This window comes from Marinactinospora rubrisoli (genome assembly GCF_042664915.1).
GTDB classification, from domain to species: Bacteria; Actinomycetota; Actinomycetes; order Streptosporangiales; family Streptosporangiaceae; genus Marinitenerispora; species Marinitenerispora rubrisoli.
Genome location: NZ_JBHTBH010000017.1, coordinates 17,682 through 43,768 on the forward strand (window position 1 = coordinate 17,682; position 26,087 = coordinate 43,768).

Below are 26,087 nucleotides of genomic sequence, written 5' to 3' on the forward strand. Positions count from 1 at the left end.
AGTGGTGTTCGCCGCCGTGACGGGCGCCCGCGGCACGGCGGCCGGTTCCCGGCGGGCGCCGCGCGTCCGCTTCGGCGCGGCGGGCCCGCGCGCTAACGTCGGTCGGCACCGGCGGCGGAGCGACCATGGAGCGCGGGTGGCGGTACGGGATCGGGGGATCAGGGCGCGCGTGCGGGAGTACCGCGACGCGGCGACCGAGGCGTACTGGTCGCTGCGCCGGAACCGGCCCGTCCTCGACCACGTGGTCCGCGCGGTCGAGCGGTACGCCGACCGGGGCGGCGACGTGCTGGCCGCCTCGGTGACCTACTACGCGTTCCTTTCCTTCTTCCCGCTGCTGGCGCTGGCCTTCGCGGCGCTCGGCTACCTCGCCGAGTTCAATGTCGAGGTCCGCGGATACCTGGAGCGGGCCGTCGCCGAACAGCTCCCGGGTCTGGCCGAACGCCTGCCACTGCAGGCCATCGAGCGCGCCCGGACCGGCGCGGGCGTGCTGGGCCTGGCCGGGCTGCTCTACTCGGGGCTCGGAGCGGTGTCCGCGCTGCGCACGGCGCTGCGGACCATCTGGCTGCGCGACACCTCGGCGGGCAATCCGGTCAAGACGCGGCTGCTGGACGCGGTGCTCATGGCCGGGCTCGGCGCGGCACTGCTGGCCTCGGTCGCGCTGACCGGGGTCGTCCAGGCCGCCACCGGCTGGTTGCTGTCGTGGTTCGGGGCCGACGGATCGCTGTTCGCCCAGCTCGCGCTGCGGACGCTCGCCGTGGTCGTCGCGGTGGGAATGGACCTGCTGATCTTCCTGGTGCTGTTCGCACGGCTCTCGGGCGCGGGAGGCGCCCTTGCGGCGCAGTGGCGGGGCGCCCTGCTGGCGGCGGTGGGGTTCGAGGCGCTCAAGGCCGCCGGAGCGCTGCTGATCGGCGGGACGCTGTCCAACCCGGTGTACGCGTCCTTCGCCGTGCTCGCCGGGCTGCTGGTGTGGATCAACATCGTCCTGCGGTTCCTGCTGTTCGCGGCGTGCTGGTCGGCCACCTGGCTACCCGTGCCGCCGCCGTACCAGGGGACGGCGGCGCTGGCGGCCGAGCCGCCCGCCGTGGCGCCGCCCACGGCCGGCCCCGCGCGGCCGGGGACGACCCGGCCGGAGCGTGGACGGCGGCTCTCCCCGGCGGCGCAACGGATCGCCGGTGCGGCGGTGGGAGCGGCGGCCGGCGCGGCGGCGGCCGGATGGTTGCTGCGCCGGCGCGCGAGCCGGGTCCGCGCGCGCTGACCCGGCCGACCTGCGATTTCAGGATCACGGGCGGCCGAGACCGAGACGGATTCGGTCATGGTTGGGTAGCGTAGGTCGAAGGTGTCTCGTTTACCACCCGGTGGTGCGGTCGGCCAACGGCGGCCGGCTAGTCATGTTCGGGCGGGGACTCCTGGGGCGGATGACCCGTTGCGATGGGGCGGCGTGGTCATTTCGGATCATGCTGACGGGTTTCCCGGCGCGTCCGCCGACACATCTGAAATTCTCTGTTCTCGTCACCGGCCGCCAACCGGTGCCGTTGAAGGCGGCGGATCACGCCACGCGTCAATCGTCAAGGAGTGCAACCGGTCATGGGACGCCCTGACATCGATCCCGATGTCTGGCCTAGTGTGCGTCACATGTCGGTGTGCCCACCGACCGGTAGACAGCGCGGAGGTTGATCGTGGCCATCGAATTCAACGCGTCCGACCACGCCACCCTCGGGGTGGAGTGGGAACTCCAGCTCGTCGACGTCGGGTCCCGCCACCTGCGGCAGGAGGCCCAGCAGGTGCTCGCCGATCTGCCCGATCTCAGCGAGACCTCCGACCGGCCCCCGCTGCGGCACGAGCTGATGCAGTGCACCGTCGAGGTCGTCACGGGCGTCTGTGAGACGGTCGAGGAGGCCAAGACCGATCTCGCCGAGAACATCCGGCGGATGCGCGAGGTCATGACGCCGCGCGGGGCCGAGCTCATGTGCGCGGGCACCCACCCCATGGACGACTGGCGCGACCAGAGCCTGTCGCCGGTGCAGCGCTACGGCGAGCTCGTCGACCAGATGCAGTGGCTGGGCCAGCGCATCCTCACCTTCGGCGTCCACGTGCACGTCGGGATCCGCGCCCGCGAGAAGGCGATCCCCATCGTCAACGCGCTCGCCAACTATCTTCCGCACTTCCTCGCCCTGACCGCCTCCAGCCCGTACTGGATCGGCCGCGACACCGGGCTCGCGTCCAGCCGCTCGGTGGTCTTCGGGGCGCTGCCGACCGCGGGGCCGCCGCCGCACCTGAAGGACTGGGCGTCCTTCGAGGAGTACATGGACACCCTGCTGCGCGCCGGCACGATCTCCAGCATCAAGGAAGTGTGGTGGGACGTCCGCCCGCATCCGGACTTCGGCACCGTCGAGATCCGGATGTTCGACGGCATCCCGACTCTGCGCGAGGTCGGCATGGCCGCCGCCCTCTCGCAGAGCCTCGTCCACCTGTTCGACCAGCAGTTGGATCGCGGCTACCAGTTGCCCAGCCCGCCATCGTGGGTGGTCAACGACAACAAGTGGCGGGCGACCCGGTACGGCCTGGACGCGCGTGTCATCACCGACGAGCGGGGCACCACCGTGCCGCTCCGGGATGATCTGTACGAACTCGTTCGCGAGCTGCAGCCGGTGGCCAAGCGCCTCGGCTGCGCCGAGGACCTGGACGTGATCTCCGAGATCCTGCGGCACGGCGCCTCCTACGAGCGCCAGCGGGCGATCATCGACCAGGGCGGCACGCTCAATGACGTGGTGGACGCGCTGGCGGCGGAGTTCCGGGCGGGAGCGCCCGTTCCGCCCTCCGCCGGCACCGCACGGGGAGAAGCGACAACGGATGACAACGGGGCGCCGGCCGGCAGCGCACCGGGTGCGGACGGCACCGGCCGAGAACATACGTCGAGACAGAGGGGGCCCTCGCATGCAGGGGCGTGACCTGCAGGAACAGCTGACCGCATTTCTGGCTCGCCGGAAGCGGGAGATCATCGAGTTCCGGCGAGACCTCCACATGCACCCCGAACTCGCGTTCGCCGAGCACCGGACCACGCAGCGGGTGGCCGAGCGGCTGCGCGCGGCCGGGCTGGAGCCGGTGGTGCTTCCGCAGGGCACCGGGCTGATCTGCGACATCGGATCCGGCGACGGCCCGATGGTGGCGCTGCGCGCCGACATCGACGCGCTGCCGCTCACCGACGAGAAGGACGTCCCCTACCGCTCCACCGTGCCGGGGGCTGCGCACGCGTGCGGCCACGACGTGCACACCACCGTGGTGCTGGCCACGGGCGTGTTCCTCGCCCAGCAGGCCCGCGCGGGGGCGCTGCCCGGCCGGGTGCGGCTGCTGTTCCAGCCGGCCGAGGAACTGCCGGGCGGCGCCCGCGAGGTCATCAACGCCGGTGGGCTCGACGGCGTGGACCGCATCTTCGCCCTGCACTGCGATCCGCGGCTGAAGGCCGGCCAGGTGGGGCTGCGGGTGGGCCCCATCACGGCGGCCTGTGACCAGTTGCTCGTCCGCCTTTCCGGCCCGGGCGGGCACACGGCCCGTCCGCACCTGACCGCCGACCTCGTCTACGCGCTGGGCAAGGTCGTCACCGAACTGCCCGCGGCGCTGTCCCGCCGGGTGGATCCGCGCGCCAGCTTCAGCCTGGTGTGGGGGCGGGTGGCGGCGGGCTCCGCCCCCAACGCCATCCCGGACGACGCGGTCGCCGAGGGCACCGTGCGCTGCCTGGACGACGCCGCCTGGCACGCCGCCCCCGGCCTGATCAGGGAACTGCTGGACTCCGTGGTGGGCGCCTACGGGGCCAGCGTGGAGCTGAACTACCGGCGCGGCGTCCCCCCGACCGTCAACGAGGCCGACAGCGTGCAGATGCTGCGCGACGCCTGCACCCAGATGCTCGGCGAGCAGTCCATCGCTTCCACCCCGCAGAGCCTGGGCGGCGAGGACTTCGCCTGGTACCTGGAGCAGGTGCCCGGCGCACTGGCGCGGCTCGGCACCCACGGCCCGGCCTGGGACTCTCCCATGCTCGACCTGCACCGCGGCACCTTCGACGTCGACGAGAACGCCATCGGCGTCGGCGTGCAGTTGATGGTGGCCACGGCCCTGACCGCGCTATGGGACGGCCGCCGGCCGCGCACCGAGGAGCCGGTCGAGGACGCCGCGCTGGCCTGACGCGAACCGCGTGGCCCGCGCCTGGGAAACCAGGCGCGGGCTTGTGACGGAGCGGCGAGTCCCCGAGTGAGCGGAGGCGGCCCCGCCTTTGGCCGGAGGCCCTCCTCGCGGGGCCGGTGGAGTGGAGCGAGGGGGCGAGCGTGACCGGTGGTGGGTACGGCGAGTCCCCGAGTGAGCGGAGGCGGCCCCGCCTTTGGCCGGAGGCCCTCCTCGCGGGCGCGGTGGAGCTGAGGTGACTGTGGACACCGCGTTCCGCGCCCGTCCCAGGTGGCATGCTGAGAATCATGAGCCACCAGCTGAGCTTGGACCAGATCCGGCGTGCGCCGAAGGTGCTGCTGCACGACCACCTCGACGGCGGGCTGCGGCCGGCCACCGTCGTCGAGCTCGCCGATGCCGCCGGCTACGCGCGGCTGCCCACCCGTGATCCCGCCGAACTCGGGGCGTGGTTCGAGGCGGCGGCCGACTCCGGATCTCTGCAACGGTACCTGGAGACGTTCAGCCACACCGTCGGGGTGATGCAGACCCGCGAGGCGCTGACCCGGGTCGCCGCCGAGTGCGCCGAAGATCTGGCCGCCGACGGGATCGTCTACGCCGAGGTGCGGTTCGCCCCCGAGCAGCACTTGGAGGCGGGCCTGCTGCTGGACGAGGTCATCGAGGCCGTCCTGGAGGGCTTCCGCATCGGCCAGGAGCGGGCCGCCGAGCAGGGCCGGTCCATCCGGGTGGGGACGCTGCTCACCGCCATGCGGCACGCGGCCCGGTCGCAGGAGATCGCCGAACTCGCCGTGCGATACCGCGATGTGGGGGTGGTGGGTTTCGACATCGCGGGCGCGGAGGCGGGGCACCCGCCCACCCGGCACCTCGACGCCTTCGAGTACCTGCGCCGCGAGAACGCCCACTTCACCATCCACGCCGGGGAGGCGTTCGGGCTGCCGTCCATCTGGGAGGCGTTGCAGTGGTGCGGCGCCGACCGGCTCGGCCACGGCGTGCGGATCGTGGACGACATCGACGTCTCCGACGGCAAGGCCCGGCTCGGCCGGCTGGCCGCCTACGTTCGCGACAAGCGGGTGCCGCTGGAGATGTGCCCGAGCTCCAACATTCAGACCGGGGCGGCGGCCTCCATCGAGGAGCACCCCATCGGGCTGCTGCGTGACCTGCGGTTCCGGGTGACCGTCAACACCGACAACCGGCTGCAGAGCGGCACCACGCTGTCCGCCGAGTTCGCGAAGCTCGTCGACGCCTTCGGCTACGACTGGGACGACCTGGAGTGGTTCAGCGTCAACGCCATGAAGTCGGCGTTCCTGCCGTTCGACGAGCGGCTCGCGCTCATCAACGGCCAGATCAAGCCGGGCTTCGCGCGGCTGAAGTGGGCCGTGGAATGACCACCTTCACCCAGCCGGCCCCGCGCGTGCTCGGCTGGATCTGGATCGTCGTGGTGGCGCTGAACCTGGTCGACCTCGCGGTACGCGGGCGCAGCTACGCTGCCGTGGTGGCCGGCGCGGTGCTGATTCTCAGTGCCGGCGCGGTGTACGTTCTGGCGCTTCGGCCGCGGGTGGTGGCCACCGAGCGGGGCGTGCGGGTGGTGAACCCGCTGCGCGAGGTGTTCGTGCCGTGGGCCGCCTTCACCTGGGCCGATGTCACCGACGTGCTCCGGGTGCACGCGGGCGACCGGGTGTTCCGGTCCTGGCCGCTGCGGGAGACGAAGCGGGCACGTGTGCGTGACAACCTGCGGCGGGTCGCCGACCAGGTGGACGTGACCATGGTGGACGACCGCGATCCGCGCGACATGCGGCCCACCGAACGCGTCGCCCTCCAGCTGCGGCAGGAGGCCGAGCGGCGCAGAGCACGGGTGCCGGCCGGTCCGCAGGACGGGCCCGCGGGCACCGAACCCATGGTGCTGTGGTCGCCGGACGCGCTGGTGGCGCTGGGGGCGCCGGTGCTCCTGCTGGTGGGGGTGCTGCTGTTCGCCTAGACGAGTGGCGGTTCTGGGGCGCCGTCCCGATCACGGCCATCGGGGAACGGCCCGGAATCTGGCGAACGCGTCCTTGGCCGCGCGGCCGATTTTCGGTGACGGCTTGACCGCGTACCGCCCGGGATGGTTAGGTTAGGCATGCCTAAGGGATTCTGTGGCGGTCGCGGTGGCTGCGCGGATCACCGTCCGCCGAGCGCCCATTGGCACTGCGGGTCAACTGAATAGCGGGCGCGCCGCCGCGTATCGCCACGCGCGGCAGGGGCCGGGACGTCGCGGGGACCGACCGGGCACCCCCATGGCGCGCAGTACGGGAAGTGGAACACGGTCCGCACCGAAGGCGCGTCTGCGGGGACGCGCCGCGGGCCGTGCGGAGACCGCGCCGCCGGTGCCCGGGGCCAGCGCCTCCCCGGCAGTGCTACTGACGGGTCGCTGCTCGCCACGCAGTGCGGGTCGCGGGACCGGCACGCGGTCTCCGTCCTCACCCCGGGGAGGGACGCGCACCCCTGGCGCGGAAGGGGGCGGCGTGGCTCTCCCCGGGACTTCCCTCACAGCCGCAGCAGGATCTTGTTCAGGAGCCCGCCGAGGTCGTGGGCACGTTCGTGGGCGATCGCGAGGACGCCGTCGGCCGTCACCAGCCGGCCGGTCGGCGTCAGCGGGTCGTACGCCGCCAGCGCCAGCCCGATCACCTCGGCCCCCATCTCCACGGCCGCGATGGCCTCCAGCGTGGTGGACATCCCCACGAGGTCGGCCCCCACGGTGCGCAGCATCCGCAGCTCCGACGGTGTCGGGAACTGTGGCCCCGCGATCTGCGCGTAGATCCCCTCGGCGAGCGACGGGTCGGTCTCCAGCGCCACCTCGCGGAGCCGCCGGCTGTAGACGTCGCTCAGGTCGACGAAGTCCGGGCCCAGCAGCGGCGAGCGCCCGGTCAGGTTCAGGTGGTCGTGCACCAGGATGGGCTGGCCCAGCGCGAAGTCGGTGCGCAGCGACCCGGCGGAGCTGGTCAGCAGCACGGTGCGGGCGCCCGCGGCGACCCCCGTGCGGACGGCGTGCGCCACCTGTCTGGCGCCGAAGCCGTCGTACAGATGGGTGCGGCCGCACATCAGCAGCACGAGCTTGGCGCCGACCCAGACCGCGCGCGCGGTCGCGCTGTGGCCGGGGGCCGAAGGCGGCACGAAACCGGGCAGTGTGGCGGTGTCGATCTCCAGGTCGGGTGCGCCCAGGGCGTCGGCGGCGGGTGCCCATCCGGAGCCGAGGACGATCAGGGCGTCGTAGGAGTCGGCGCCGGTGCGGGTCCGTAGCTCGTCGGCGGCCCGGACGGCGAGGTCGATGGGTTCGGCGATCGCGGTGGCATAACGTTCTTGGGTGGATTCGCTCACATTCTGATCGTAACTCTTAGTAATCAATGCGTGAATGATTGCCACGCTGCGTGTTGATTTCTGGTAATGGCGGCCCGGGCGCGCGTGGCGGGTGCGGCGTGCCGTGCCCGAGGTGGATCAGCGCACCGGGCGGAACGGGCCGTGATCTCCCGCGCGCCGGAGCGTCACAGGTCGACGGACGCGCACGGTCGCGACCGCAGCTCCGCGACATAGTTCGCCGGGGCGCCCGCCTTCTCGGCGGCATCGGCGATGGCGCCCAGACTCAGCGCCGAGGGCAGCCCGCCCTCGTAGTCGTTGAGCACGTAGACCCACGCGGTGACGTCGCCGTCCAGCAGGGTGCGCGCCCGGATCCGGATGCGCGAGTAGACCCCGTTATCGGTGCCCTCCCAGGAGTCCAGCAGCGGCTCGTCGCAGGCCGGCACATCGTAGAGGGCGACGAAGACGCTGGAGGCGGGGTCCTCGACCAGCGTGGTCAGTGCGCCTCCCCACTCGCTCCCGCCGCCGCCGAAGGTGAGCCGCCAGCCGGTGAGCCACCCGGTGCTCCACAGCGGCGAGTGCGGCGCGCGCCTGGCCATGATCTCGGGATCGAGGTTGCTGCCGTATGCGGCGTACAGAGGCACGCGGGCCATGCTACGTGCTTGATCAGGGGAGCGGTGCGAAAACCGACACCCGCCATGACGGACAATGGACAGTGCGACAGGCGAGCAGAGCCTCCCGTGGCGAGATCGGGGGGACGAGTGGCGGTTTGCCCCGCAGATGCGCCCAGGAAGGCGGTGCGTGTCCCGCGCCGGGGGCCGAGCCCGCCAGAAGGAGTGAGAACAGACGTGACCAAGGTCGTGATCATCGGTGGCGGACCCGGAGGCTACGAGGCCGCGCTGGTGGCGGCGCAGCTCGGAGCCGACGTGACGGTGGTGGACCGCGACGGCATCGGGGGCGCCTGCGTGCTGACCGACTGCGTCCCGTCCAAGACCCTCATCGCCACATCGGTACGCATGAACTACGTGACGGACGCCGCGAAACTCGGCATCAACGTGGGGAACGAGGCCGAGGACAAGGACATCGTCCGGATCGACCTGAGAACGGTGAACGACCGGGTCAAGCGCCTCGCGCGGGCGCAGTCCGACGACACCGCGGCGCGGGTGGTCAAGGAGGGCGTCCGGATCATCCCGGGGACCGCCCGCCTGGTCGACCCGCACATCGTCGCGGTCGGCGAGGAACGGCTGCACGCCGACGTGGTGCTCATCGCCACCGGGGCGCACCCGCGCGAACTGCCCACGGCGCGGCCCGACGGCGAGCGAATCCTCACCTGGCGCCAGCTCTACGACCTGGAGACGCTGCCGGAGCGGCTCATCGTCGTCGGCTCCGGCGTCACCGGCGCGGAGTTCGCCAACGCCTACCAGGCGCTCGGCTCCGACGTCACGCTGATCTCCTCGCGCGACCGGGTGCTGCCCACCCAGGACCAGGACGCCGCCGAGGTGCTGGAGAACGTGTTCCGCCGTCGCGGCATGAACGTGCTCGCCAACGCCCGCGCCGAGTCCGTCACCCGGGTCGGCGACGGCGTGCAGGTGCGGCTCGCCGACGGCCGCACCGTCGAGGGCACGCACTGCCTCATGACGGTGGGCATGATCCCCAACACCAGCGGCCTGGGCCTGGAGGAGATCGGCGTCCGGCTGGACCAGGGCGGATTCGTCGAGGTCGACCGGGTGTCGCGCACCTCCACCCCCGGGGTGTACGCCGCGGGCGACTGCACCGGGGTCAACATGCTCGCCTCCGTGGCGGCCATGCAGGGCCGCATCGCCATGTGGCACGCGCTCGGCGAGGCGGTGGCGCCGCTGAAGCTGTCCACGGTGGCCTCCACGGTGTTCACCAACCCGGAGCTGGCCGCCGTGGGCTGCAGCGAGGCCGACGTACGGTCCGGCAAGGTGGACGCGCGGGTGGTCAACCTGCCGCTGGACACCAACCCGCGCGCCAAGATGCACGGCACCAAGGACGGCTTCGTGAAACTGATCTGCCGTCAGCACACCGGGATCGTGCTCGGCGGGGTCATCGTCGGCCCGCGCGCCAGCGAGCTGATCCTCGCGGTGTCCGTGGCGGTACAGCAGCGCCTGACGGTCGACGACCTCGCGCACACCTTCTCGGTCTACCCGTCCCTGTCCGGCAGCGTCACCGAGGCCGCCCGCTCGCTCATGCAGGCGTCGCCCGAGTAGCCCGACTCCCGCACACGGGAACGGGGCCCGGCCGTACGGCCGGGCCCCGTCTGCTGTCTGGACGACGGTGACCGAGGAAGGTCGAGCGTCCGGCTAGAAGTCGCCGAACCCGCCGAAGTCGCCGCCCTCGAATCCGCCGCCTCCGAAGTCGCCGAATCCGCCGAAGCCCTCATCGCCGCCGCCCACGTCGGCGGCCGCCCCGGCGTCGGCGGCGCCCATGTCGGCCATGCCGGCGCCCATCATGGAAGCCCCCATCATCGAGCCCATCATGTTGCCGATCATCATGCCGGTGAACATGCCCATCATCATGTCCATGCCGAAGTAGCCGCCGGCGTAGGGCGCGTAGGCCGGACCGGCGTCGTAGTACGGCCGCCGGTGGCCGTCGACCTCGACCATGCGGACGTCGGGGTGCGCGCCGGTCAGCACCGCCTGCGAGCAGGTGACACAGGCCGGAACCGAGCGCGGCGCGCCGCCGGGCGGCGCCCACATGACGTCCTGCTGCGAAGGGCCGTGCTGCGGGTTGAAGAAGCACGGCTTGCGGCGCTCCGGCACCGGCCGGCCGTCCAGCCGGGCGCGGGTGGCGGTCATGAAGTAGCGGCCGTCCTCCAGCGCGGTGGTGACCTGCTGGATCTCCTCGGGCCGCTTGATGGAGTCCAGCGCCGTCTTGGCGCGGTCGTAGGAGTCCATGGCGTGCGTGTAGTCGCGGCGGGTCTCCTCGTCGACCTTGGTCAGGTCGATCTCCAGCTGCGCGACGTCCTCACCGAGCCGGGTGACGTCCTCGGCCGCCATCTTCTTGATGTCGGCGAGCTCCTGGGCGGCCTTGGCCTCGCGCTTCTTCTTGGAGTTGTACAGGAAGAAGCCGCCGCCGACCACGGCGAGCGCGAGGACGCCGAGCAGTACGGCGCCGAAGACGCCGGAGGCGTTGGCGGCGCTGGCCTCGTCGTTGATCTCCTGGACGTAGGCGTTCAGGCCGTCCACCGGCGTGCCCTGTTCGCGGGCCGCCGCCTCGGCGTTGTCGACCGCGCTGTCGCTGAGCACGGTGGAGTCCGAGGCCAGGTCGGTCCCGGACACGATGACGTAGGTGCCGTCGCCGATCTCCGACTGCACCTGCCCGGCGAAGGAGCCGGCGGCGGTGCGCGAGGTGAAGGTGCCCTCGGGGAAGACCGCGATGTAGACCGGGGTCTCGGAGTTTCCGGCGATCTGGGTGAGCGTGCCGGCGTCCGTGGACGACAGCGTGTCGGCGTCGGGGTCGACGTAGACGTGCTCGCTTTCGAGCGCGCGGACGACCTCGTTGACGTCGGGATCGGCTGCGGCGCCCGCGGGCGCGGCTGCCAGGACGACGGTGGACACTGCGGCGAGCAGTGCGGGTATTACCAAGCGGCGCAACATGTCTGTTCCTCTCGCCTCCCTCATCTGTCTCAGACGAACGGCACCGGCCAAGGGTTCCCAAAAGCGGCGAGCCACCGAGCGTCCGGAGGTGTCGACGCCGATGGCCGTAGGCCCCCTCGCGTGGGCGGTGGACGGGAGCTGGGCGACTGACCGCCCGCCCAGCAAATCGCGGGGGCGGACCACCTTTACGGCGGCCCGCCCCGTCACCATTGGGAACGACGCCGGGGTCAGCGTGTCCCGGTGGGCGAGGAGCCGGCGGCCGGGGCGTCGCTCGCGGCCCCTGCGGGCTCCGGGACGGCGCCGTCGCGCCCGTCGCCGTCTTCGGGGTCGGTGTTCGCGGTGTCCGGCTCGGCCACGAAGCCGTCGAGGCCGCGCCGCGCGTGGTAGCGCTCGACGTCGAGGATCTTCTCGCGCTTGGCGACGACGGCGGGGATGAGCGCCTGGCCGGCGACGTTCACCGCTGTCCGGCCCATGTCCAGGATCGGGTCGACCGCGAGCAGCAGCCCGACGCCGTCCAGCGGCAGGCCCAGCGTGGACAGCGTCAGCGTGAGCATCACGGTCGCACCGGTGGTGCCGGCGGTCGCGGCGGAACCGATCACGGAGACGAAGACGATCAGCAGGTAGTCGGTGAGGCCGAGGGACAGGCCATAGAACTGGGCGACGAAGATCGCCGAGATGGCCGGATAGATCGCCGCGCAGCCGTCCATCTTCGTGGTGGCGCCGAACGGCACGGCGAACGACGCGTACCCGCGCGGCACACCGAAGTTGGTCTCGGCGACCCGCTGGGTGACCGGCAGCGTGCCCATCGAGGAGCGCGACACGAATGCCAGCTGCACGGCCGGCCACACGCCCGTGAAGAACTTGACCGGTGAGAGGCCGTGGAGCCGGGCCAGCAGCGGATACACGACGAACAGCACGATCACGAGCCCGGCGTAGATGGCGGCGGTGAACTTGCCGAGCGCGCCGATCGTGGTCCAGCCGTAGCTGTAGACGGCGTTGCCGAGCAGGCCGACGGTGCCGAGCGGCGCGAGGCGGATGACCCACCACAGCACCTTCAGGACCACGTCCAGCGCCGAGCGGGTGAACGCCAGGAACGGCTCGGCGGAGCTGCCCACCTTGACGGCGGCGACGCCGAGGGCGATGGCGATGGCGATGAGCTGCAGCGCGTTGAAGTCCAGCGAGGTGCTCAGGACGCCGGCGTCATCGGCGGAGGTGCCGGCGCTCAGCCCGAGGAAGTTGGCCGGGACGATGCTCTCCAGGAACGCCAGCCAGGATCCGGTCTGGCCGGGCTCCGCGGCGGTGCCGGCGTCCACCCCGCTGTTCACGCCGGGGCGCACGGTCAGGCCGAGGGCGATGCCGATGGCGACCGCGATCAGCGCCGTGATGGCGAACCACAGGAGAGTCTGGCCGGCCAGCCGGGCGGCGTTGGTGACATTGCGCAGGCTGGCGATGGAGGAGATGACGGCGAGCAGGATCAGCGGCGGGACGATGGTCCGCAGCAGGGTGACGAACGTCGAGCCGATGGTGTCGAGCGTGACGGCGAGCCAGTTCGGATCGCCGTCACCGACGGGGCCGATCTGACGGGCGACGACACCGAGCGCGACGCCGAGGACGAGGGCGACGAGTACCTGTACGGCGAAGGGGATGCGGCGTAGGGCGGCTAGCACGGGGTGACTCCAGGATCAGGGTGCGAACGGAATCGGCCGGTCAACGACTCCGGCGGATGCCGATAGGTGCGGCACTGCCGCGCGGCCGCCCGATGGGGCGTGAGACGCGGCGAAACGGTGTGTGGCGGCGGGTGTGGTCAGCCGCGCCGACACGCGTCGCTGGCGAGCCGGCACAGGTCGACGTGCCGCCGCCGGGTCAGGCCCCAGAGATTTTTCACAAAGGTGACAATATCCGGCGGAATCGGATTATTCCTAGTTCCCGACCGGCGAGGCGTGAAAACCGTTGCCCGAGAGCGGCGAGCCGCCGAGCGTCCGGAGGCGTCGACGTTCATCGCCGAAGCCCCTGTGTGTCGGCGGTGGAGGGGAGCGAGGTGGTGAGCGCGACGAAGTGGCACAGGGCGGCGAGCCGCCGAGCGTCCGGAGGCGTCGACACCCCTGGGCGTAGCCCCTGTGTGTCGGCGGTGGAGGGGAGTGAGGTGGCGAGTGCGGCCCAGGGGACAGGGCGGCGCGCCATCCAAACGCCCGGAGTCGTCGGCGTGGTCGCTGTAGGCATTTCCGGGTCGGCGGTGAAGGTAGCGAGTGCGACCGCAAGCCCTGTCCCTGTCAGAGGCGGGCGGTTGGATGAGGCGGCACGGTCGATCGTCGGCCGACCAGCGCGGCGGGCCGGGGAGGCGGCGACGGGGCCTGGGACGGGAGAAGGGAACGCGATGGGGGCACTCGAACCGGTCACGGCGGCACATCTCCTGCAGCGATGGGTTCCGGGCCATCCCGGGACCGGGCTGCCGGCATACCGGGTCATTCCGGTCCCGGGAAGCGCGCCATCCCCTAAGGAGCGGCCGTGGATCTCGGTGCCGGCCCCGGGGGAGGTCGCGGAGTACGGCCGGTTTCCGGAGACGTTCGTGGGGTCGGCGGGGCACCGGCACCCGGTGGCCGTCGAGCCGCTGAACCATGGCGTCCACCACCCGGAAGCTCCGTGGACCAGCGCGCTTCCGCCCGGTGAGGTGGCCGACCAGGTCGGTCGGCTGCTGGCCGACGTGCTCGGCTCGGGAGCCGAGCCGCTGGACGAAGCCGCCCGCGAACTGGCCGCCGCACTGGCGCGGGAGGTGGCCGCGGGCTTCCGGGATCTAGTGCGCGTCCACGTCGCCGCGGAACCGGGAGGCTCGCCCCTCGATGGTGAGCTGCACCTGCTCGGCCGCGATCTCGGCGGACGCACCCTCCGGCTGTCCGTCGCGCCCGCGCCGTCCGGGCCGCCGCCCGACGGACGCTGGCCGGACCCGCGCCGGGCGCGTGACGGCGAGATCGCGCCGGCCGGCATCCGCACCGAGGCCGAATACCGGCAGGCCGCTCTGGCGGTCCGCGCCGACTGCGCCGCGGCCCTGCTCGGCGAGTTCGTGTGGCTGACGAACAACGACCGGATGGACATGCGGGCGTGGGCCGAACCGCTCGGGCTCGACGTCGACCTTGCCGCCGTGGACACCACGGACGCCGCCGTCCGCGCCTGGTGGCCGCGGTCGGAGCTGCGGGAGTGGTCGCTGGCCGAGGAGTGGTGGGGGGAGGACGACGAGGACGCCGAGCCCGAGCCGCGCCGCCTGGACGAGGAGACGCTGGCCGCCGTTCTGGCGGAGTTCGAGGAACACAACATGGCGCAGGCCCGGAGCGGGGCGTGGGCGATGGGGGAGATCGGAGACTACGACGTTGACGACGATCCGCAGCCCAGCTTCCCGGGCGACCGCCTCGTGGGGTTCCTCGGCCGGGACCTGGTCGCCACCGTCACCGCGCGGGTCGCCGACGGCTCCGATGGCGCGCGCCCGCTCGCGTACGGGATCGGTCTGCCGTTCGATGCCGCGGGCGAGGACGACGGCGTTCGGGCGTGCCTGCTCCTGGTCGGCTCCGCGGCCGTCGGCGTCATCGCCATCGACGCGACGGCCTGACGCCGCACGCCGCCGCCGGCGTGACGCGGATGGTCGAGGCCGGGCGGAACCGTGCGCGGGCGGCGGCCGTCCGAATCGTGCGCGGGCCGGGGCTGGACCGGTGGCGGAGACCCGGCGGGCGAATCCGGAGAACTGGCCGGATCCGGTCACGGCCCGGCCTTCGTGGTGTGCCGCACAACTGGTAACAAACGACGGGGGCGGAGGACGGCGGTTAACGTGGTGTTGTTTGTCGCGTCAAGGGACCTTTTTCCCGGCGGGGATATGATTCTGCCCCGTCCTCGGACGTCGCCCCGCGGTGGACGCACCCGGCCAGGCCGATCCGGCCGCCGTCGTGTTGCCCGATGAGTGCGCACCCCTCGACCACCAGGAGACATGACACCGTGCGACAGCGCCTAGCCGCCGTGATCCGGGGCGTCCGGTCGGGCGCCTCATCGGGCACCATCGTGGTGCTGTCGCTGGCCTTGGTGTGCACGGTCTTCGGCGCCGGCGCCATGGGGCGGGCCGCGCAGCTCTCCGACGGGCTGGTCTGGCTGTGGGACAGCGAGGACGGCCGAGCCAACGAGGTCAACACCCAGGACGGCGGGGTCGAGGCCGTCTCCAACCTCCCGGAGTCCGCCGGGCACCCGGTCGAGGTGACGCAGACCGACGAGTACCTCATCCTGCACGACCTGGAGACGGGCCGGATGACCTCGATCGACCTCACCCAGATGGGCTTCTCCGGGCAGCTCGACACCGACCAGAGCGGCGACTTCGGGTTGGCGATGTCCGGTGACTCCGCCGTGGTCGTCGACCGGCAGGGCGGCGAGGTGCGCGCCATCGACCCCGGCACGCTGCAAGCGACCGGCGAGGCCCTCAACCTGCCGGGACCGCTCGTCGGCGGCCAGTTCGACGACGAGGGCGTCCTCTGGCTCGGCGCGCCCACCCAGGGCACGGTCGTAGGGATCACCGTCGCCGATGGCACCGCCGAGGTGCGGCAGACCGTGCCGGTCGCCGATCCCGAAGACGACGTCGACATCAGCGTCCTGGACCACGGCGTGGCCGGCGTGAACCGCACCGACGGCACCCTGATCGGCGTCCGGGGCGGTGAGGCCGTCGAGATCCCCGCCGGGACGGACCTCGCCGACGCACGCCTCCCCGCCCGCACCACCGGCTCACAGCTCGCCGTCACGCTGCCCGGCGAGGTGCTGACCGTCGCGGACCTGCGCGAGGGCGCCGAAGTGCAGAGCTTCGAGATCCCCGAGGGCACCGCCGACGAGGACGCCGTGGCGGTGCCCTACCAGGGCGCGGTCTACCTGCCGTCCTCCGCCGACGGGGTCGTGCGCGCGTTCACCCTCGACGGCGAGCAGATCGAGGTCGTCACCGTTCCCGACGCCGGCGGGCGCCTGGAACTGGAGGTCCGCGAGGGGCACCTCTTCGTCAACGCCCCCGAATCCGGTAACGCCGTGGTCGTCGGGCCGTCCGGCGAGGCCCAGGTCGTGGACGAGTACCAGCCGCCGCCCGGCCCCGGCGGCGCGGCCACCCCGGGCGAAGGCGGTACGCCCGCCCCGGGCCAGGAGGGGACGGCGCCCCGGGCGCCCGACCTCCAGCCCGGGACCGAGCTGCCCGGTCCCGCCCCGACGCCCACCCCGGAGCCCGGCGGAGGGGCGCCGCCCCCCGTGCAGCCGCCGGTCGTCCCGGCGGGCGGCTCCGGGACCAGCGGCGCGGCCGGCGGCAACACCCCCGGCGCCCCGGTTCCGGTGCTGGCCCAGGCGGGTGACGGCTCGGTCATCGTGTCGTGGTACGAGGCGTTCTCGCCGACCGGTGTGGTCGACGGCTACGTGGTGAGCTGGGCGGGCGGCAGCGTGACCGTGCCCGGTACCGAGCGGCGCACCGTGGTCGAGGGGCTGGCGAACGGCACCGCGTACCGCTTCTACGTGCAGGCCACCAACGCCTTCGGCGCCGGGCCGACCGCCGTCTCTCCCGAAGTCCGGCCGTCGGAGCAGGCGCCTCCGGCACCGCGCGGTGTCGCCGCCGAGGCGCGCACCGCGAGCTCGCTCGCCGTGGAGTGGGAGCCGGTGGACGCGCGCGGGGAGGACGTGGACTACGTGGTCACCGCCGTGACCCCCGACGGCGGGCGGATCGGGACGCGCACGACCACCGAGCCCGAGATCGTGCTCACCGCCCTCGCCCCGGGACAGACCTACCTCGTCGAGGTCGCGGCGCGCACGGGCGCGGGCGTCACCAGCGAGCCCACGGCCAGCGAGCCGGTGACCCTGCCGGAGGTGCCGGCTCCGCAGGACGTGTGGTTCGAGGTCGCGGCGGACTCCACCGTGCACGTGTACTGGCGTGCCTCGCCCGGCGCCGTCCGGTACGTCGTCACCCCCGGTGCCTCGGGCGCGCGGCAGTTCGCGCCCGTGACCGTGGACCGCGGCGAGCCGCGGGTCGTCGACCGCGTCCCCTACCAGACCGCGGCGTTCCCGCGCGCGGGCGACAACTGCTACCAGTTCACCGTCCAAGCCGTCGACGCCGACGGCAACACCAGTGAGGACAGCGAACCCAGCGACATCCAGTGCCACCGGTCGCCGAACTGACCCCCGTCGGCGGCCCCGACGGCGCCGCGCTTCGGCGGCGGCGTCCGTAGTCCGCCGGCCCCGATCCGAAAAGGAACAACCGTGACCACTCCGACCAGCCGCAATGACGCCGACGGCTCCATGGGCGCGGCGCCGTCCGCGAGGAAGGTGGCGGCCGGTGCCGACCTCTTCAACCGGATGGCCTCGGCGATCGACTCGGTCGTGCTGGGCAAGCCGGAGGTCGTCCGCCTGGCGCTCGTGGCGTTCTTCGCTCAGGGGCACGTGCTCCTGGAGGACGTGCCCGGTGTCGGCAAGACCACGCTGGCGCGGGCGATCGCGGCCTGCGTCCAGGGCAAGTGGCGCCGGATTCAGTTCACCCCCGACCTGCTGCCCTCCGACGTCACCGGCGCGCCGGTGTACAACCAGAGCACCTCGGAGTTCGAGTTCCGGCTGGGGCCGGTGTTCGCCAACGTGGTGGTCGCCGACGAGATCAACCGGGCCTCGCCCAAGACGCAGTCGGCGCTGCTGGAGGCCATGGAGGAACGGCTGGTCACGGTCGACGGTGCCCGGTACGCGCTGCCGTCGCCCTTCCTCATCGTCGCCACCCAGAACCCGGTGGAGATGGACGGCACCTACCGGCTGCCGGAGGCGCAGCTCGACCGCTTCCTCATGCGGCTGTCGCTCGGCTACCCCGATAGCGAGGCCGAACTGGCCATCATGCGGGGACGGATCCTGTTCGCCGCCGAGGACCTGCAGCCGGTGACCCGCACCGAGGAGGTCGAGGGGTTCACCCGGGTGGCGCGCACGGTGCACGTATCCGATGACGTGCTCCACTACGTGCTGGGCATCGCGCACGCCACCCGGCGGCACCCGGAGCTGCGGGTGGGGCTCTCACCGCGCGCCACCACCGCCCTGGTGCGGGCCGCCCAGGTGCTCGCGATCAGCGACGACCGCGACCACGTCACCCCCGAGGACGTCAAGCGGCTCGCCGAACCGGTGTGGGCGCACCGGCTGATCCGCACCCCCGAGGCGGCGGTGAGCGGCCGGACCGGCGGGCAACTGCTCGCCGAACTCCTCGACGGCGCCGCGGTCCCGCAGCCCGTGACGGTGGGGAGTGGGCGGTAGATGCCGGGCCGTGACCGGGCGCGCTTCCGCGCCCGTCGCCGCGTGACACGGTACGGGACGGCGGACTGATGCCGACGCCCCGAGGCTGGATCGTCGCGGCGGGCGGCGCGGTGCTGCTCGCCGCCGGAGCGCTGCTCGGCTACGCCGAACTCGCCGTGCTCGGCGGCGTGGCGGTGCTGGCCGTGCTCGCCGCCGTCGCGTTCGTGCTGCTGACGCCGCCGGCCAGGGCCACCGTCACCCGGACCGTGACCGCGACCCGGCTGCGGCCGGGCACGTCGACGCGGGTGCGTATCGCCGTCGGCGACTCGGGCACCACGCGCCGCCGCCGGCCCGGGCGGCTGACCGAACGCATCGCCGACGCCGACGGCGCCCGCAGCGCCGCGTTCCGGATCGTGGGGGAGTCCGGGGAGGTCGGCTACGACCTGACGGCCGAGCGCCGCGGCGTGGTCGAACTGGGACCGGCGCGGATCGGCGGCGCCGACCCGCTCGGGCTGGCCCGCTGGCGGCGCAGGCGCGGCGGGACCGACCGCGTGTGGGTGCACCCGCGCTGGCAGGCGCTGCGCACCCTCCCGGTCGGCGCGGCGCCGGACCCGGACGGAACGCTCGATGGCGTCCGCGGCAGCGGGCTCACGTTCCATGCGCTGCGCGACTACGTGCCCGGGGATGAGGCGCGCCACGTGCACTGGCTGAGCACCGCGCGGCGGGGACGGCTGACCGTGCGCGAGTACGCCGACACCTCCCACCCCCGGCTCACCGTCCTCGTGGACGACCGCGCCACCCCGGCGGGACGCGGCGGTCTGGACGCCGTGGCCGACGCCGCGGGTTCGGTGATGGTCACCGCGGTCCGCGCCGGAGTGGAGTGCGAGGCCCACCTCCTGAGCGGCCGCGGCGCCGACACCTCCGCCGGGCTCCCGCCGTTGCTGGACCTGCTGGCCGAGGCACGTCCGGACCGCGCCGCCGACCTGCCGGCCGCCTGCGCCCGGGTGCGCGATCGCGCCGTCGGCGACGCGGTGGTGCTGGTCAGCGGCGCCCTGACGGCGGCCGACCTGCGGGCCTTCGCCGAGCTGGGGAGCCGCTTCCCGGCCCTGGTCGCCGCGATCGTGGGCCCCGAGGTCCCGGCGAGCGCATCGGGCGTGACGGTCGTGCACGGCGAGAACGCGGCGGAGTTCGCCGACCGGTGGAACGAGGCGCCATGGGCACGGTGACGGCGGGGACGGGCGGCACGCCACCGGCCCTCGGCGCGCTGCACCGCGGCCCGCTCCGGCCGGGCGAGCGGGGAGACCCGGTCGCACCGGAGCTTGCGGACACAGGGATGGGGAAGGCGGCGGCATCGGTCTCTCGCGGAGTGAGAGGGAGGGGATCCACTCGTCGACCCACTCGCCGACCGGCGAGTCCACCGCCGAGCGTGTCGGGCCACTGCCCACACCGGAGCGTCGCGAGCGGGCCGCGTTCAGCGCGGCGATGCGTGGCCGACGCGCGGAATCGCCGCCCGGGGAAGGTGCGCGGGAGCGAGCGCGTGATGGCTGAGGCGATGGTGCGCGCGGCGTCGGTGACGGGGCGCGTCGCCGAAGGTGGCGTCTCCGTCGGTAGCGGCTCCACTGGCGTGGGGAGCGAGGGGCGGGGGAGCCTGTCGGCCGGCGGCGGAGAGGGGCGATGGGGCGACCGGTGTGGCCGGAGAGCCGCCGCGGTGCGTGGGCGGATCCGCCTGAGACACGGTGCGCCGGTGTGCTCAGCGGCCGGGTGGCAGGACGGGCGTCGGGGTGGAGTGGGAGCGTGTGGTGGACGGTGTGGTGGTGCGTCCCGGTGTGGCGGCTCCGACCGGCCGGGGCGGCCGGGTACGGCGGCACGCGGATTCCCATCGGGGGCCGTTGAGCACGTGCCGGCCGGCGCTCGAAGCGTTTCCGCGCACGGGGACTCTCGGGAGGAGACGGGTGTCGTGGTCGAGATAGCGGTACGCCCCGCTGCGCCGGGTGCTTCCGTGGCCGCCGGGCGCGCGGAGCCGCGGCCCGGGGGACAACGGCGGGCGCGAATTCCCGGCCGGTACCGCCGCGACGGTTCCCCGCTGTGGGCGGGAGCGCTCGTGCGAGCAATGGCCGTCGAGTGGAGGAGGCACGTGTCGTGGTCCAGGTGACGGCGCGCCCCGTGACGGCGGCTCCATCGGCGGAACCGGCCGGGCCCGGGCCCGGCGATTGGGCGGCGCATGTCGCCGTGGTGGTGCTGTGCGCCGCGGCCGGCGTCGCGCTGGCGCCCGGCTACGTGGAGCCGCTGCTCGTGGCCGGTCTCGTGGCGGGATGGGCCGCCGCGGGCGTGCTGGTCACCCGGGTGCTCGCCGGGCAGTTGCCGTCCTTCGCCGTGGTCGTGGCCGGGGTGCCGGTGGCGCTCGCCGGGATCGTCGGGCTCGCGGTGTGGCGGCCCGGGCCGGTGGCGGGGCCGCTGGGCGGCGCGGTGGATGCGCTGCTGCGGTCGGGCGCACGGATTCTCACCGGCGCCGTGCCGCTCCCGGTCACCGTCGACACGCTCGCGCTCCCCGTTCTGGCGGCCTGGCTGTCCGCCGTCGCCGCCACGCTGGCGTGGCGGTCGGGGCGTGCGCTCGTCGCGGTGCTGAGCGGGGTGCTGCCGCTGGCCGGTGCCGTGGTGCTGACCGCGGGGCCGGTGGCGGGTCCGCCGGCCTACCCGGCGGCCGGACTCGCGGCGGTCGCCGCGGTCGTCCTGCTCGCGCTGTCGGCCGGCCGGGGCGAGGGCGCGAACGGCAGGGCCGCCGTCGGCACCGCGCGGATCCGGGTCACCGACGCCACCGCGGCGGGTCCGCGCGGCGCCGGGACACGCGGGCGGCTGGTCGCCGTGGCGACCGCCGCGGTCGCGGTCGGGCTGGTCGCCACGCTGGGCGCTCCGGCGGCGCTCTCCGGCTGGCGGCCGGCGCCCGTGGATCTGCGGGCCGGGATGAGCGCGCCCATGCGGACCGACCAGGCCCTGAACCCGCTCAGTTACCTCTCCTCCTGGGCGGCCGACCCCGACGAACCGCTCCTCACCGTGCGGTCGGACCGCCGGGTCGAGCTGCGCTGGGTGGCCCTCGCGGAGTTCACCGGCAGCACCTGGCTGCCCGAGCGCGGCTACCAGGCGGCGGCCGGAACGCTGGCCGCCCCCGATCCGCCGGTGCCGCACGCGTCCCTGGTGAGCGCCGACGTCGAGGTGGCCGACCTGCCGGGCACCTGGCTGCCCGTCGTCGGGGTACCGCGCACCGTCGAAGGCACCGATATCGGCTACGACAGCGTGTCGGGAACCGTGGTGGGGATCGACGGCGGCGCGTCCGGCCGGCGGTACACGGTGTCGGGGGACGTCGCGGACTGGGTCCCCGAGGAACTCGCCCAGGCCGGAGTCCCCGAAGAGGGGGCGTTCGACCGGTACCGGCAACTGCCGGGCGACCCGCCCGCGCGGCTCTCCGACATCGCGGCGCAGGCGGCCGGTGACGGCACGCCCTACGAGCGAGCGACCAACCTGGCCCGCTACCTGCGGCACACCTACACCTTCGACCCCGCCGTGCCCAACGGGCACGGCTACGCCCGCCTCGAACAGATGCTGGTGCCGCCGGGCGAACGCGGCGCGGGCGGCACCTCCGAGCAGTTCGCCAGCGCGTTCGCGGTGCTGGCGCGCGAGGCGGGCCTGCCGAGCCGGGTCGTCGTGGGCTTCGGTCCGGGCGCCCGCAGCGGCCAGCGCGAGTTCGAGGTCACCACCGGCGACGCCATCGCGTGGGGCGAGGTGTACTTCCAGGGGGTCGGCTGGGTGCCTTTCGACGTCACCCCCGGCGGCCGGGAGGAAACCGGGCAGGACGACCGGCCGTCCGATCAGGGTGGATCCGATACCGCAGCGGAGAACGGGGACGACACCATCGCCGACGAGCGTCCGCACGAGCCCGCCGACCCGCCCACCGCTACCGAGGACACCGGTTCGGCCGGTACGATCACGGCCACGGTGGGCATCGGCGGAGCGCTCGTGGCGGCGGTGATCCTGGTCCCCGTCCTGCGGGCGGCACGGGCACGGCGGCGCCTCTCCCTCCGCGCCTCGCCGCGCGACCGGACGATGGGCGCGTGGCGGGAACTGCGCGACGGCATCCGCCTCGCCGGTGCGGCGACACCCCCGACGCGCACCGTCGCCGAGGTGGTCGCGACGGCCGAGGGGCTGCTTCCCGAACGCACGGAGGGCCCGTGGCTGCGCGCACTGCACCGCGCGGTGAACCAGGCCGGGTACGGCCCTGGTGGAGCCATCGAGGCGCACCCGGCGGCGACCGCGGCGGACGAGACGCGCGCCTACCTGCGGGCGCTGCGGGCGAGCCTGCCTCGGACGCGCCGGCTGCTGTGGTGGCTCGACCCCCGTCCGCTCTTCTGGCGGGCGCCATGACCTTGGAGGGCACACGAGATGGCCGCTGAAGACGATCTGCCGGTCGTCCCCGGCTACCGCGTCACCGAGCGGCTTCCCGCAGGCGTGGGCGCGGACCGCTACCGGGCGCGCGGCGAGCGGGGCGGCGAACGCGTGCTCGTGCGCGTCCTGCGCCCTGCCGACGGCGGACCGCGGCCGGCGGACGACCGTCCCCGGCCCTACGCGGTGGTGGCCGAGGAACCGCCCGACTCCTACGCGGCGCTGCTCGGACGGCACGGACCGCTCCCCGTGGAGCAGGTCATCGAGGTCGGCCTGGCGATCGCCGCGGAACTGGAGTCGCTGCACGAGGGCGGTCTCGTGCACAACGACGTCCGTCCCGAGACGCTGCTGATCCGCGGCGCGAGCGCCGAACTCGCGCCCGGCCGGGACGTCGGTTCCCGCGCCGGGGAGACGTTCCCGCCGATGACGGTGGACTGGCGCGGCTACGCCCACGTGCCCCCGGAGGCGTTCCGCGGGGGCCTCGTGTCGCCGCGTTCGGACGTCTACCGGCTGGCCTCGACCCTGTGGACGCTGCTCGCCGGGCACGCGCCGTTCGTCGACGGCCCCGATGAGGAGCCGGAGCCGGAGGTGTATCGCGAGCGCGTGGCGGCCGGGACCCTGCCGCGGACGCCACGGGAGGACGTACCGGCGGGACTCGCGACCGTCCTGCGCACGGCCATGGCGGGCGAGCCGCACGATCGGCACCGTGACGCGGCGGACTTCTCCCGTGCGCTGACGGTCGCCCGATCGGGCGGGGGCGCCGCCGCTGACCGGCCTGTCGAGGCCCGGCCCCAGGGGACGGAACCCCCGGCCGCGACCGGCCCGTCCGTCGAGTCCGGGCGGCGCGCCGACCCGGCGGGTGAGCCGGAGACGGCGCCGGTCGCCGAGCCTTCCGCGCATGTGGCGGAGTCCCCGTGGGCCGCGCCGGTCTCCGGCGAGCAGGCGTCCGCCGCCGGTCAGGACGGGTCGCCGGACGGCACGGAGCACCCCGGCGTCCAGCCGACGACCTTCCCGGAGTACCGGTTCGAGGACGCGCAGGTCTCTCCTGGAGCCGAGGGACCGGCCGCGGCGTCAGGTGCGGACGAGTCCGCCGCGTCCGGCACCGCCACCACCGAAGCCGATTCGGCCGCCGCCGCGGACGCGATCGCGGCGTGGGCACCGCCGGTCGGGCCCGGAGACGACGACGTGCAGGCGAGACGCACGGGCTCCGGTCCGGGCGCGGGAGCCGACGCGGAGCCGGAGACGCCCGCGTCCACCGATGCCGCGACCACGTCGTTCCCGGACGGCGCGGCGGCGGAGTACCAGCCGTTCGCCGAAGAGCGCGATCCCGCCACCACTTCTGGTGCGGAGACGTCCCGTACGTCCGCGTCGGAGCCGAGCGCCGAGGGCGCTCCGGTGGAGCCGGTGCGGGAGGAACGGTTCGATCCGGCCGGGACAGGGTCCGCGATGACTCTGGAGCGGTCGGTGCCGGCAGGCGCGGACACGCAGCCGCCGGACTCGGCGGTCGCGCCGGAGCCTGAGGTCGCGGACGACACGTCCGCCACCACTCCAGTGGAGGCCGCGCCCGAGGCAGGCCCGGCCGTGTCGTGGGCCGCAGAACCGGCCGCGACGTGGCCGAGTCCGCTGCCGCAGGAGCGTTCGGAAGCGGACGCGGCCCCGATCCAGCCGGACACGGATCAGGCGGATCGCCCCTGGTCGGAGGAAGAGACCGAGACCGGGGCCGAGACGGCGCCGGAGCCGTCGGCACAGCCCGGCCGCACCGTCCGTCCGGTGACGCCCGCGACGGTCGGCGACGCCGGCACGTCGCGCACCCCGGAGGACACCGCTGCCACCACCCGGCCGCCCGACCACCAGGTGGCAGAGTCCGAACTTCGACGTGGCCTGGATCCCGCACCGGAACCTGCGCCCGAGGGGGCAGCGGACGCGGCGGCGGCCTCCGATGGTGCACCGGACCGCCAGCCGGCCGAGCCGTCGTTCTCCTCCCTGCCCGGCGCCCGGCCGGGCCAGGCGGGTGAGGGCGCCCCGAAGCCGGGACGCGTCGGGCACACGTCGGGCGCGAGCGCCGACACGGAGTCGGAGACGGACACGGCCGCTGCACCCCGGGCGGGGGCCGGCGGCCCGGCGGCGCCCCCGGAGAGTGCCGCTGCCACGACCCGCCTGCCCGACCACCGGCCGGCCGTCCATTCCGCACCGCAGTCCGCGCCCGAGACGGTGACCTCCGAGGCCGCCGCAGCGTCCGGTACCGGGGCGTGGCCGACCGGGCCGGTGCACCCTCGGTACTCCGGCGCCCAGCCGGGCGTCGCCGCGCCCGGGGACCCGGCGGTGCGGCAGGCCGCCCGGCCGGAGCCCGCCGTCGCCACCCCGCCCCCCTCCGTGGCCGCCGCCGCGTCCGCCGGGACCGAGCCGTCGGCCATCCCGTCCACCGCGCCCCCGCGCCGCACGTCGTCCATGTCCGACGAGACGCGCGCCCGGCTGTCCGGGATCGGGCGGCTCGTCCTCGGCTCGGTCCTGACGGCGAGCCTGGTGATCGCCGTCCTCGGCGGCGTCGCGCTGTACGTCGCCTCCCGCCAGGCGGACGACCCGGCCCCGTCGCCGAACGCCAGCATGCCTGCCACCGCGCCGGACGTGACGGAGATCCCGCCGGAGGCGGGCGTGAACCCCGAACTGGCTCCGACGGGCGCGGAGATCTCCCTGGACGCCGGAAGCACCGTCCGGATCACCTGGCAGGACAACACCCAGGGGCGGGCGGAGTACTACGTGGTGGGCGGCCCGCTGGGCACCACTCCACGGACGCTGGCCGGCGCGGAGCAGTACTCCAGCCAGGTGGAGATCACCGGGCTCAACCCGTCGGTCGACTACTGCTTCACCGTGATGGCCATCGTCGGCGTGGACGAGGTCGCGCCCAGCCAGGAGGTCTGCACCAGCCGCTCCCAGGGGGCGTGACCGCGCCGTCCCGGTCCCGCGCCCGGGCGGTCGCCCGGCGTCGGCCATGTCCTTCCGGGGCCGTTCATCGGACTCGAAGCCGAAGCCCTGAGCAGCTACGACTTCAACGCCATGGGGCAGGAGGGCGCGAGATCATGGAGGCTCAGATCCGGCATCTAGTCGAACTGGGGCGTCGCCCGAACGTCAACATCCAAGTGCCGCCGTTCGACATTGATGCTCACATGGTGTCGGGCTGCCGGTTCACCATCCTGCAGTTCTCCTGAAACGGCGGGAGCTCTGACGCCTGCGCGTGCGGCTCGGCGGTCGCCTCTGCCGTGACGTGCGCCTGCGCGGGCGCAGGGC

17 protein-coding genes are annotated in these 26,087 nt (G+C 73.9%); 13 read left to right on the forward strand and 4 right to left on the reverse strand.

What is annotated here, in order from left to right; translation table 11 throughout:
- Positions 1 to 136 precede the first annotated feature (136 nt).
- The 5 genes from ACFQRF_RS26025 (at position 137) to ACFQRF_RS26045 (ending at position 6,145) form a co-directional block, all read left to right on the forward strand.
- Entirely contained in the window at positions 137 to 1,255 is a 1,119-nt protein-coding gene (locus ACFQRF_RS26025; RefSeq protein ID WP_379873899.1) for a YihY/virulence factor BrkB family protein, read from the forward strand.
- 421 nt (positions 1,256 to 1,676) lie between these two features.
- Entirely contained in the window at positions 1,677 to 2,948 is a 1,272-nt protein-coding gene (locus ACFQRF_RS26030) for a glutamate--cysteine ligase (RefSeq protein ID WP_379873901.1), read from the forward strand.
- Positions 2,935 to 4,176, forward strand: coding sequence for a M20 family metallopeptidase (locus tag ACFQRF_RS26035; RefSeq protein ID WP_379873903.1), 1,242 nt, complete (start codon positions 2,935 to 2,937; stop codon positions 4,174 to 4,176). Before ACFQRF_RS26030 ends, ACFQRF_RS26035 begins: the two co-directional genes overlap by 14 nt.
- 284 nt (positions 4,177 to 4,460) lie before the next feature.
- Positions 4,461 to 5,555: an adenosine deaminase gene (locus ACFQRF_RS26040; RefSeq protein WP_379873904.1), complete on the forward strand. Its 1,095-nt coding sequence runs from the start codon at positions 4,461 to 4,463 to the stop codon at positions 5,553 to 5,555.
- Positions 5,552 to 6,145, forward strand: a complete 594-nt coding sequence (locus ACFQRF_RS26045; protein WP_379873906.1) for a PH domain-containing protein — start codon at positions 5,552 to 5,554, stop codon at positions 6,143 to 6,145. Before ACFQRF_RS26040 ends, ACFQRF_RS26045 begins: the two co-directional genes overlap by 4 nt.
- 545 nt (positions 6,146 to 6,690) lie before the next feature.
- On the opposite strand, the gene ACFQRF_RS26050 is transcribed toward ACFQRF_RS26045, so the two are convergent.
- Together ACFQRF_RS26050 and ACFQRF_RS26055 are read right to left on the reverse strand one after the other, a co-directional pair.
- Entirely contained in the window at positions 6,691 to 7,521 is an 831-nt protein-coding gene (locus ACFQRF_RS26050) for a purine-nucleoside phosphorylase (RefSeq protein WP_379873907.1), read from the reverse strand.
- A gap of 164 nt (positions 7,522 to 7,685) precedes the next feature.
- Complete coding sequence (locus ACFQRF_RS26055; RefSeq protein WP_379873909.1) at positions 7,686 to 8,141, reverse strand: gamma-glutamylcyclotransferase family protein; 456 nt, start codon at positions 8,139 to 8,141, stop codon at positions 7,686 to 7,688.
- A gap of 204 nt (positions 8,142 to 8,345) precedes the next feature.
- Here ACFQRF_RS26055 and ACFQRF_RS26060 point away from each other — a divergent pair, with 204 nt between their 5' ends.
- Positions 8,346 to 9,728, forward strand: a complete 1,383-nt coding sequence (locus ACFQRF_RS26060) for an NAD(P)H-quinone dehydrogenase (protein ID WP_379873911.1) — start codon at positions 8,346 to 8,348, stop codon at positions 9,726 to 9,728.
- A gap of 93 nt (positions 9,729 to 9,821) precedes the next feature.
- Here ACFQRF_RS26060 and ACFQRF_RS26065 read toward each other — a convergent pair whose 3' ends face one another.
- Both ACFQRF_RS26065 and ACFQRF_RS26070 read right to left on the reverse strand, forming a co-directional pair.
- The gene (locus ACFQRF_RS26065; protein ID WP_379873912.1) at positions 9,822 to 11,117 is read right to left on the reverse strand and encodes a chemotaxis protein CheA; all 1,296 of its coding nucleotides are present in this window, start codon (positions 11,115 to 11,117) and stop codon (positions 9,822 to 9,824) included.
- Positions 11,118 to 11,344: 227 nt separating this feature from the next.
- The gene (locus ACFQRF_RS26070; protein WP_379873914.1) at positions 11,345 to 12,784 is read right to left on the reverse strand and encodes a dicarboxylate/amino acid:cation symporter; all 1,440 of its coding nucleotides are present in this window, start codon (positions 12,782 to 12,784) and stop codon (positions 11,345 to 11,347) included.
- An 848-nt stretch (positions 12,785 to 13,632) separates the two neighbouring features.
- Between ACFQRF_RS26070 and ACFQRF_RS26075 the strand changes: the two genes are divergently transcribed.
- The 7 genes from ACFQRF_RS26075 (at position 13,633) to ACFQRF_RS26105 (ending at position 26,008) form a co-directional block, all read left to right on the forward strand.
- Positions 13,633 to 14,715 carry a hypothetical protein gene (locus ACFQRF_RS26075; protein WP_379873915.1) on the forward strand — a complete coding sequence of 361 codons (1,083 nt, stop codon included), beginning with the start codon at positions 13,633 to 13,635 and terminating at the stop codon, positions 14,713 to 14,715.
- A gap of 380 nt (positions 14,716 to 15,095) precedes the next feature.
- Positions 15,096 to 17,285: a fibronectin type III domain-containing protein gene (locus ACFQRF_RS26080; RefSeq protein ID WP_379873917.1), complete on the forward strand. Its 2,190-nt coding sequence runs from the start codon at positions 15,096 to 15,098 to the stop codon at positions 17,283 to 17,285.
- A 120-nt stretch (positions 17,286 to 17,405) separates the two neighbouring features.
- Entirely contained in the window at positions 17,406 to 18,389 is a 984-nt protein-coding gene (locus ACFQRF_RS26085) for an AAA family ATPase (RefSeq protein WP_379873970.1), read from the forward strand.
- A gap of 68 nt (positions 18,390 to 18,457) precedes the next feature.
- Positions 18,458 to 19,594 (forward strand): DUF58 domain-containing protein, encoded by a 1,137-nt coding sequence (locus ACFQRF_RS26090; protein WP_379873918.1) that lies wholly within the window; start codon positions 18,458 to 18,460, stop codon positions 19,592 to 19,594.
- 913 nt (positions 19,595 to 20,507) lie between these two features.
- The gene (locus ACFQRF_RS26095; RefSeq protein WP_379873920.1) at positions 20,508 to 22,784 is read left to right on the forward strand and encodes a transglutaminase TgpA family protein; all 2,277 of its coding nucleotides are present in this window, start codon (positions 20,508 to 20,510) and stop codon (positions 22,782 to 22,784) included.
- Between the two features lie 18 nt (positions 22,785 to 22,802).
- The gene (locus ACFQRF_RS26100) at positions 22,803 to 25,745 is read left to right on the forward strand and encodes a hypothetical protein (protein WP_379873921.1); all 2,943 of its coding nucleotides are present in this window, start codon (positions 22,803 to 22,805) and stop codon (positions 25,743 to 25,745) included.
- A complete protein-coding gene (locus tag ACFQRF_RS26105; protein WP_379873923.1) occupies positions 25,742 to 26,008 on the forward strand; it encodes a Scr1 family TA system antitoxin-like transcriptional regulator in 267 nt (88 codons plus the stop codon). Before ACFQRF_RS26100 ends, ACFQRF_RS26105 begins: the two co-directional genes overlap by 4 nt.
- The last annotated feature ends 79 nt before the right edge of the window (positions 26,009 to 26,087 follow it).

Coding starts and splice junctions, on each gene's coding strand:
- ACFQRF_RS26065 (WP_379873912.1), bottom strand. CDS start 11,117: ATGTTGCGCCGCTTGGTAATACCCGCACTGCTCGCCGCAGTGTCCACC.
- ACFQRF_RS26100 (WP_379873921.1), top strand. CDS start 22,803: ATGGCCGCTGAAGACGATCTGCCGGTCGTCCCCGGCTACCGCGTCACC.
- ACFQRF_RS26090 (WP_379873918.1), top strand. CDS start 18,458: ATGCCGACGCCCCGAGGCTGGATCGTCGCGGCGGGCGGCGCGGTGCTG.
- ACFQRF_RS26040 (WP_379873904.1), top strand. CDS start 4,461: ATGAGCCACCAGCTGAGCTTGGACCAGATCCGGCGTGCGCCGAAGGTG.
- ACFQRF_RS26035 (WP_379873903.1), top strand. CDS start 2,935: ATGCAGGGGCGTGACCTGCAGGAACAGCTGACCGCATTTCTGGCTCGC.
- ACFQRF_RS26045 (WP_379873906.1), top strand. CDS start 5,552: ATGACCACCTTCACCCAGCCGGCCCCGCGCGTGCTCGGCTGGATCTGG.
- ACFQRF_RS26085 (WP_379873970.1), top strand. CDS start 17,406: ATGGGCGCGGCGCCGTCCGCGAGGAAGGTGGCGGCCGGTGCCGACCTC.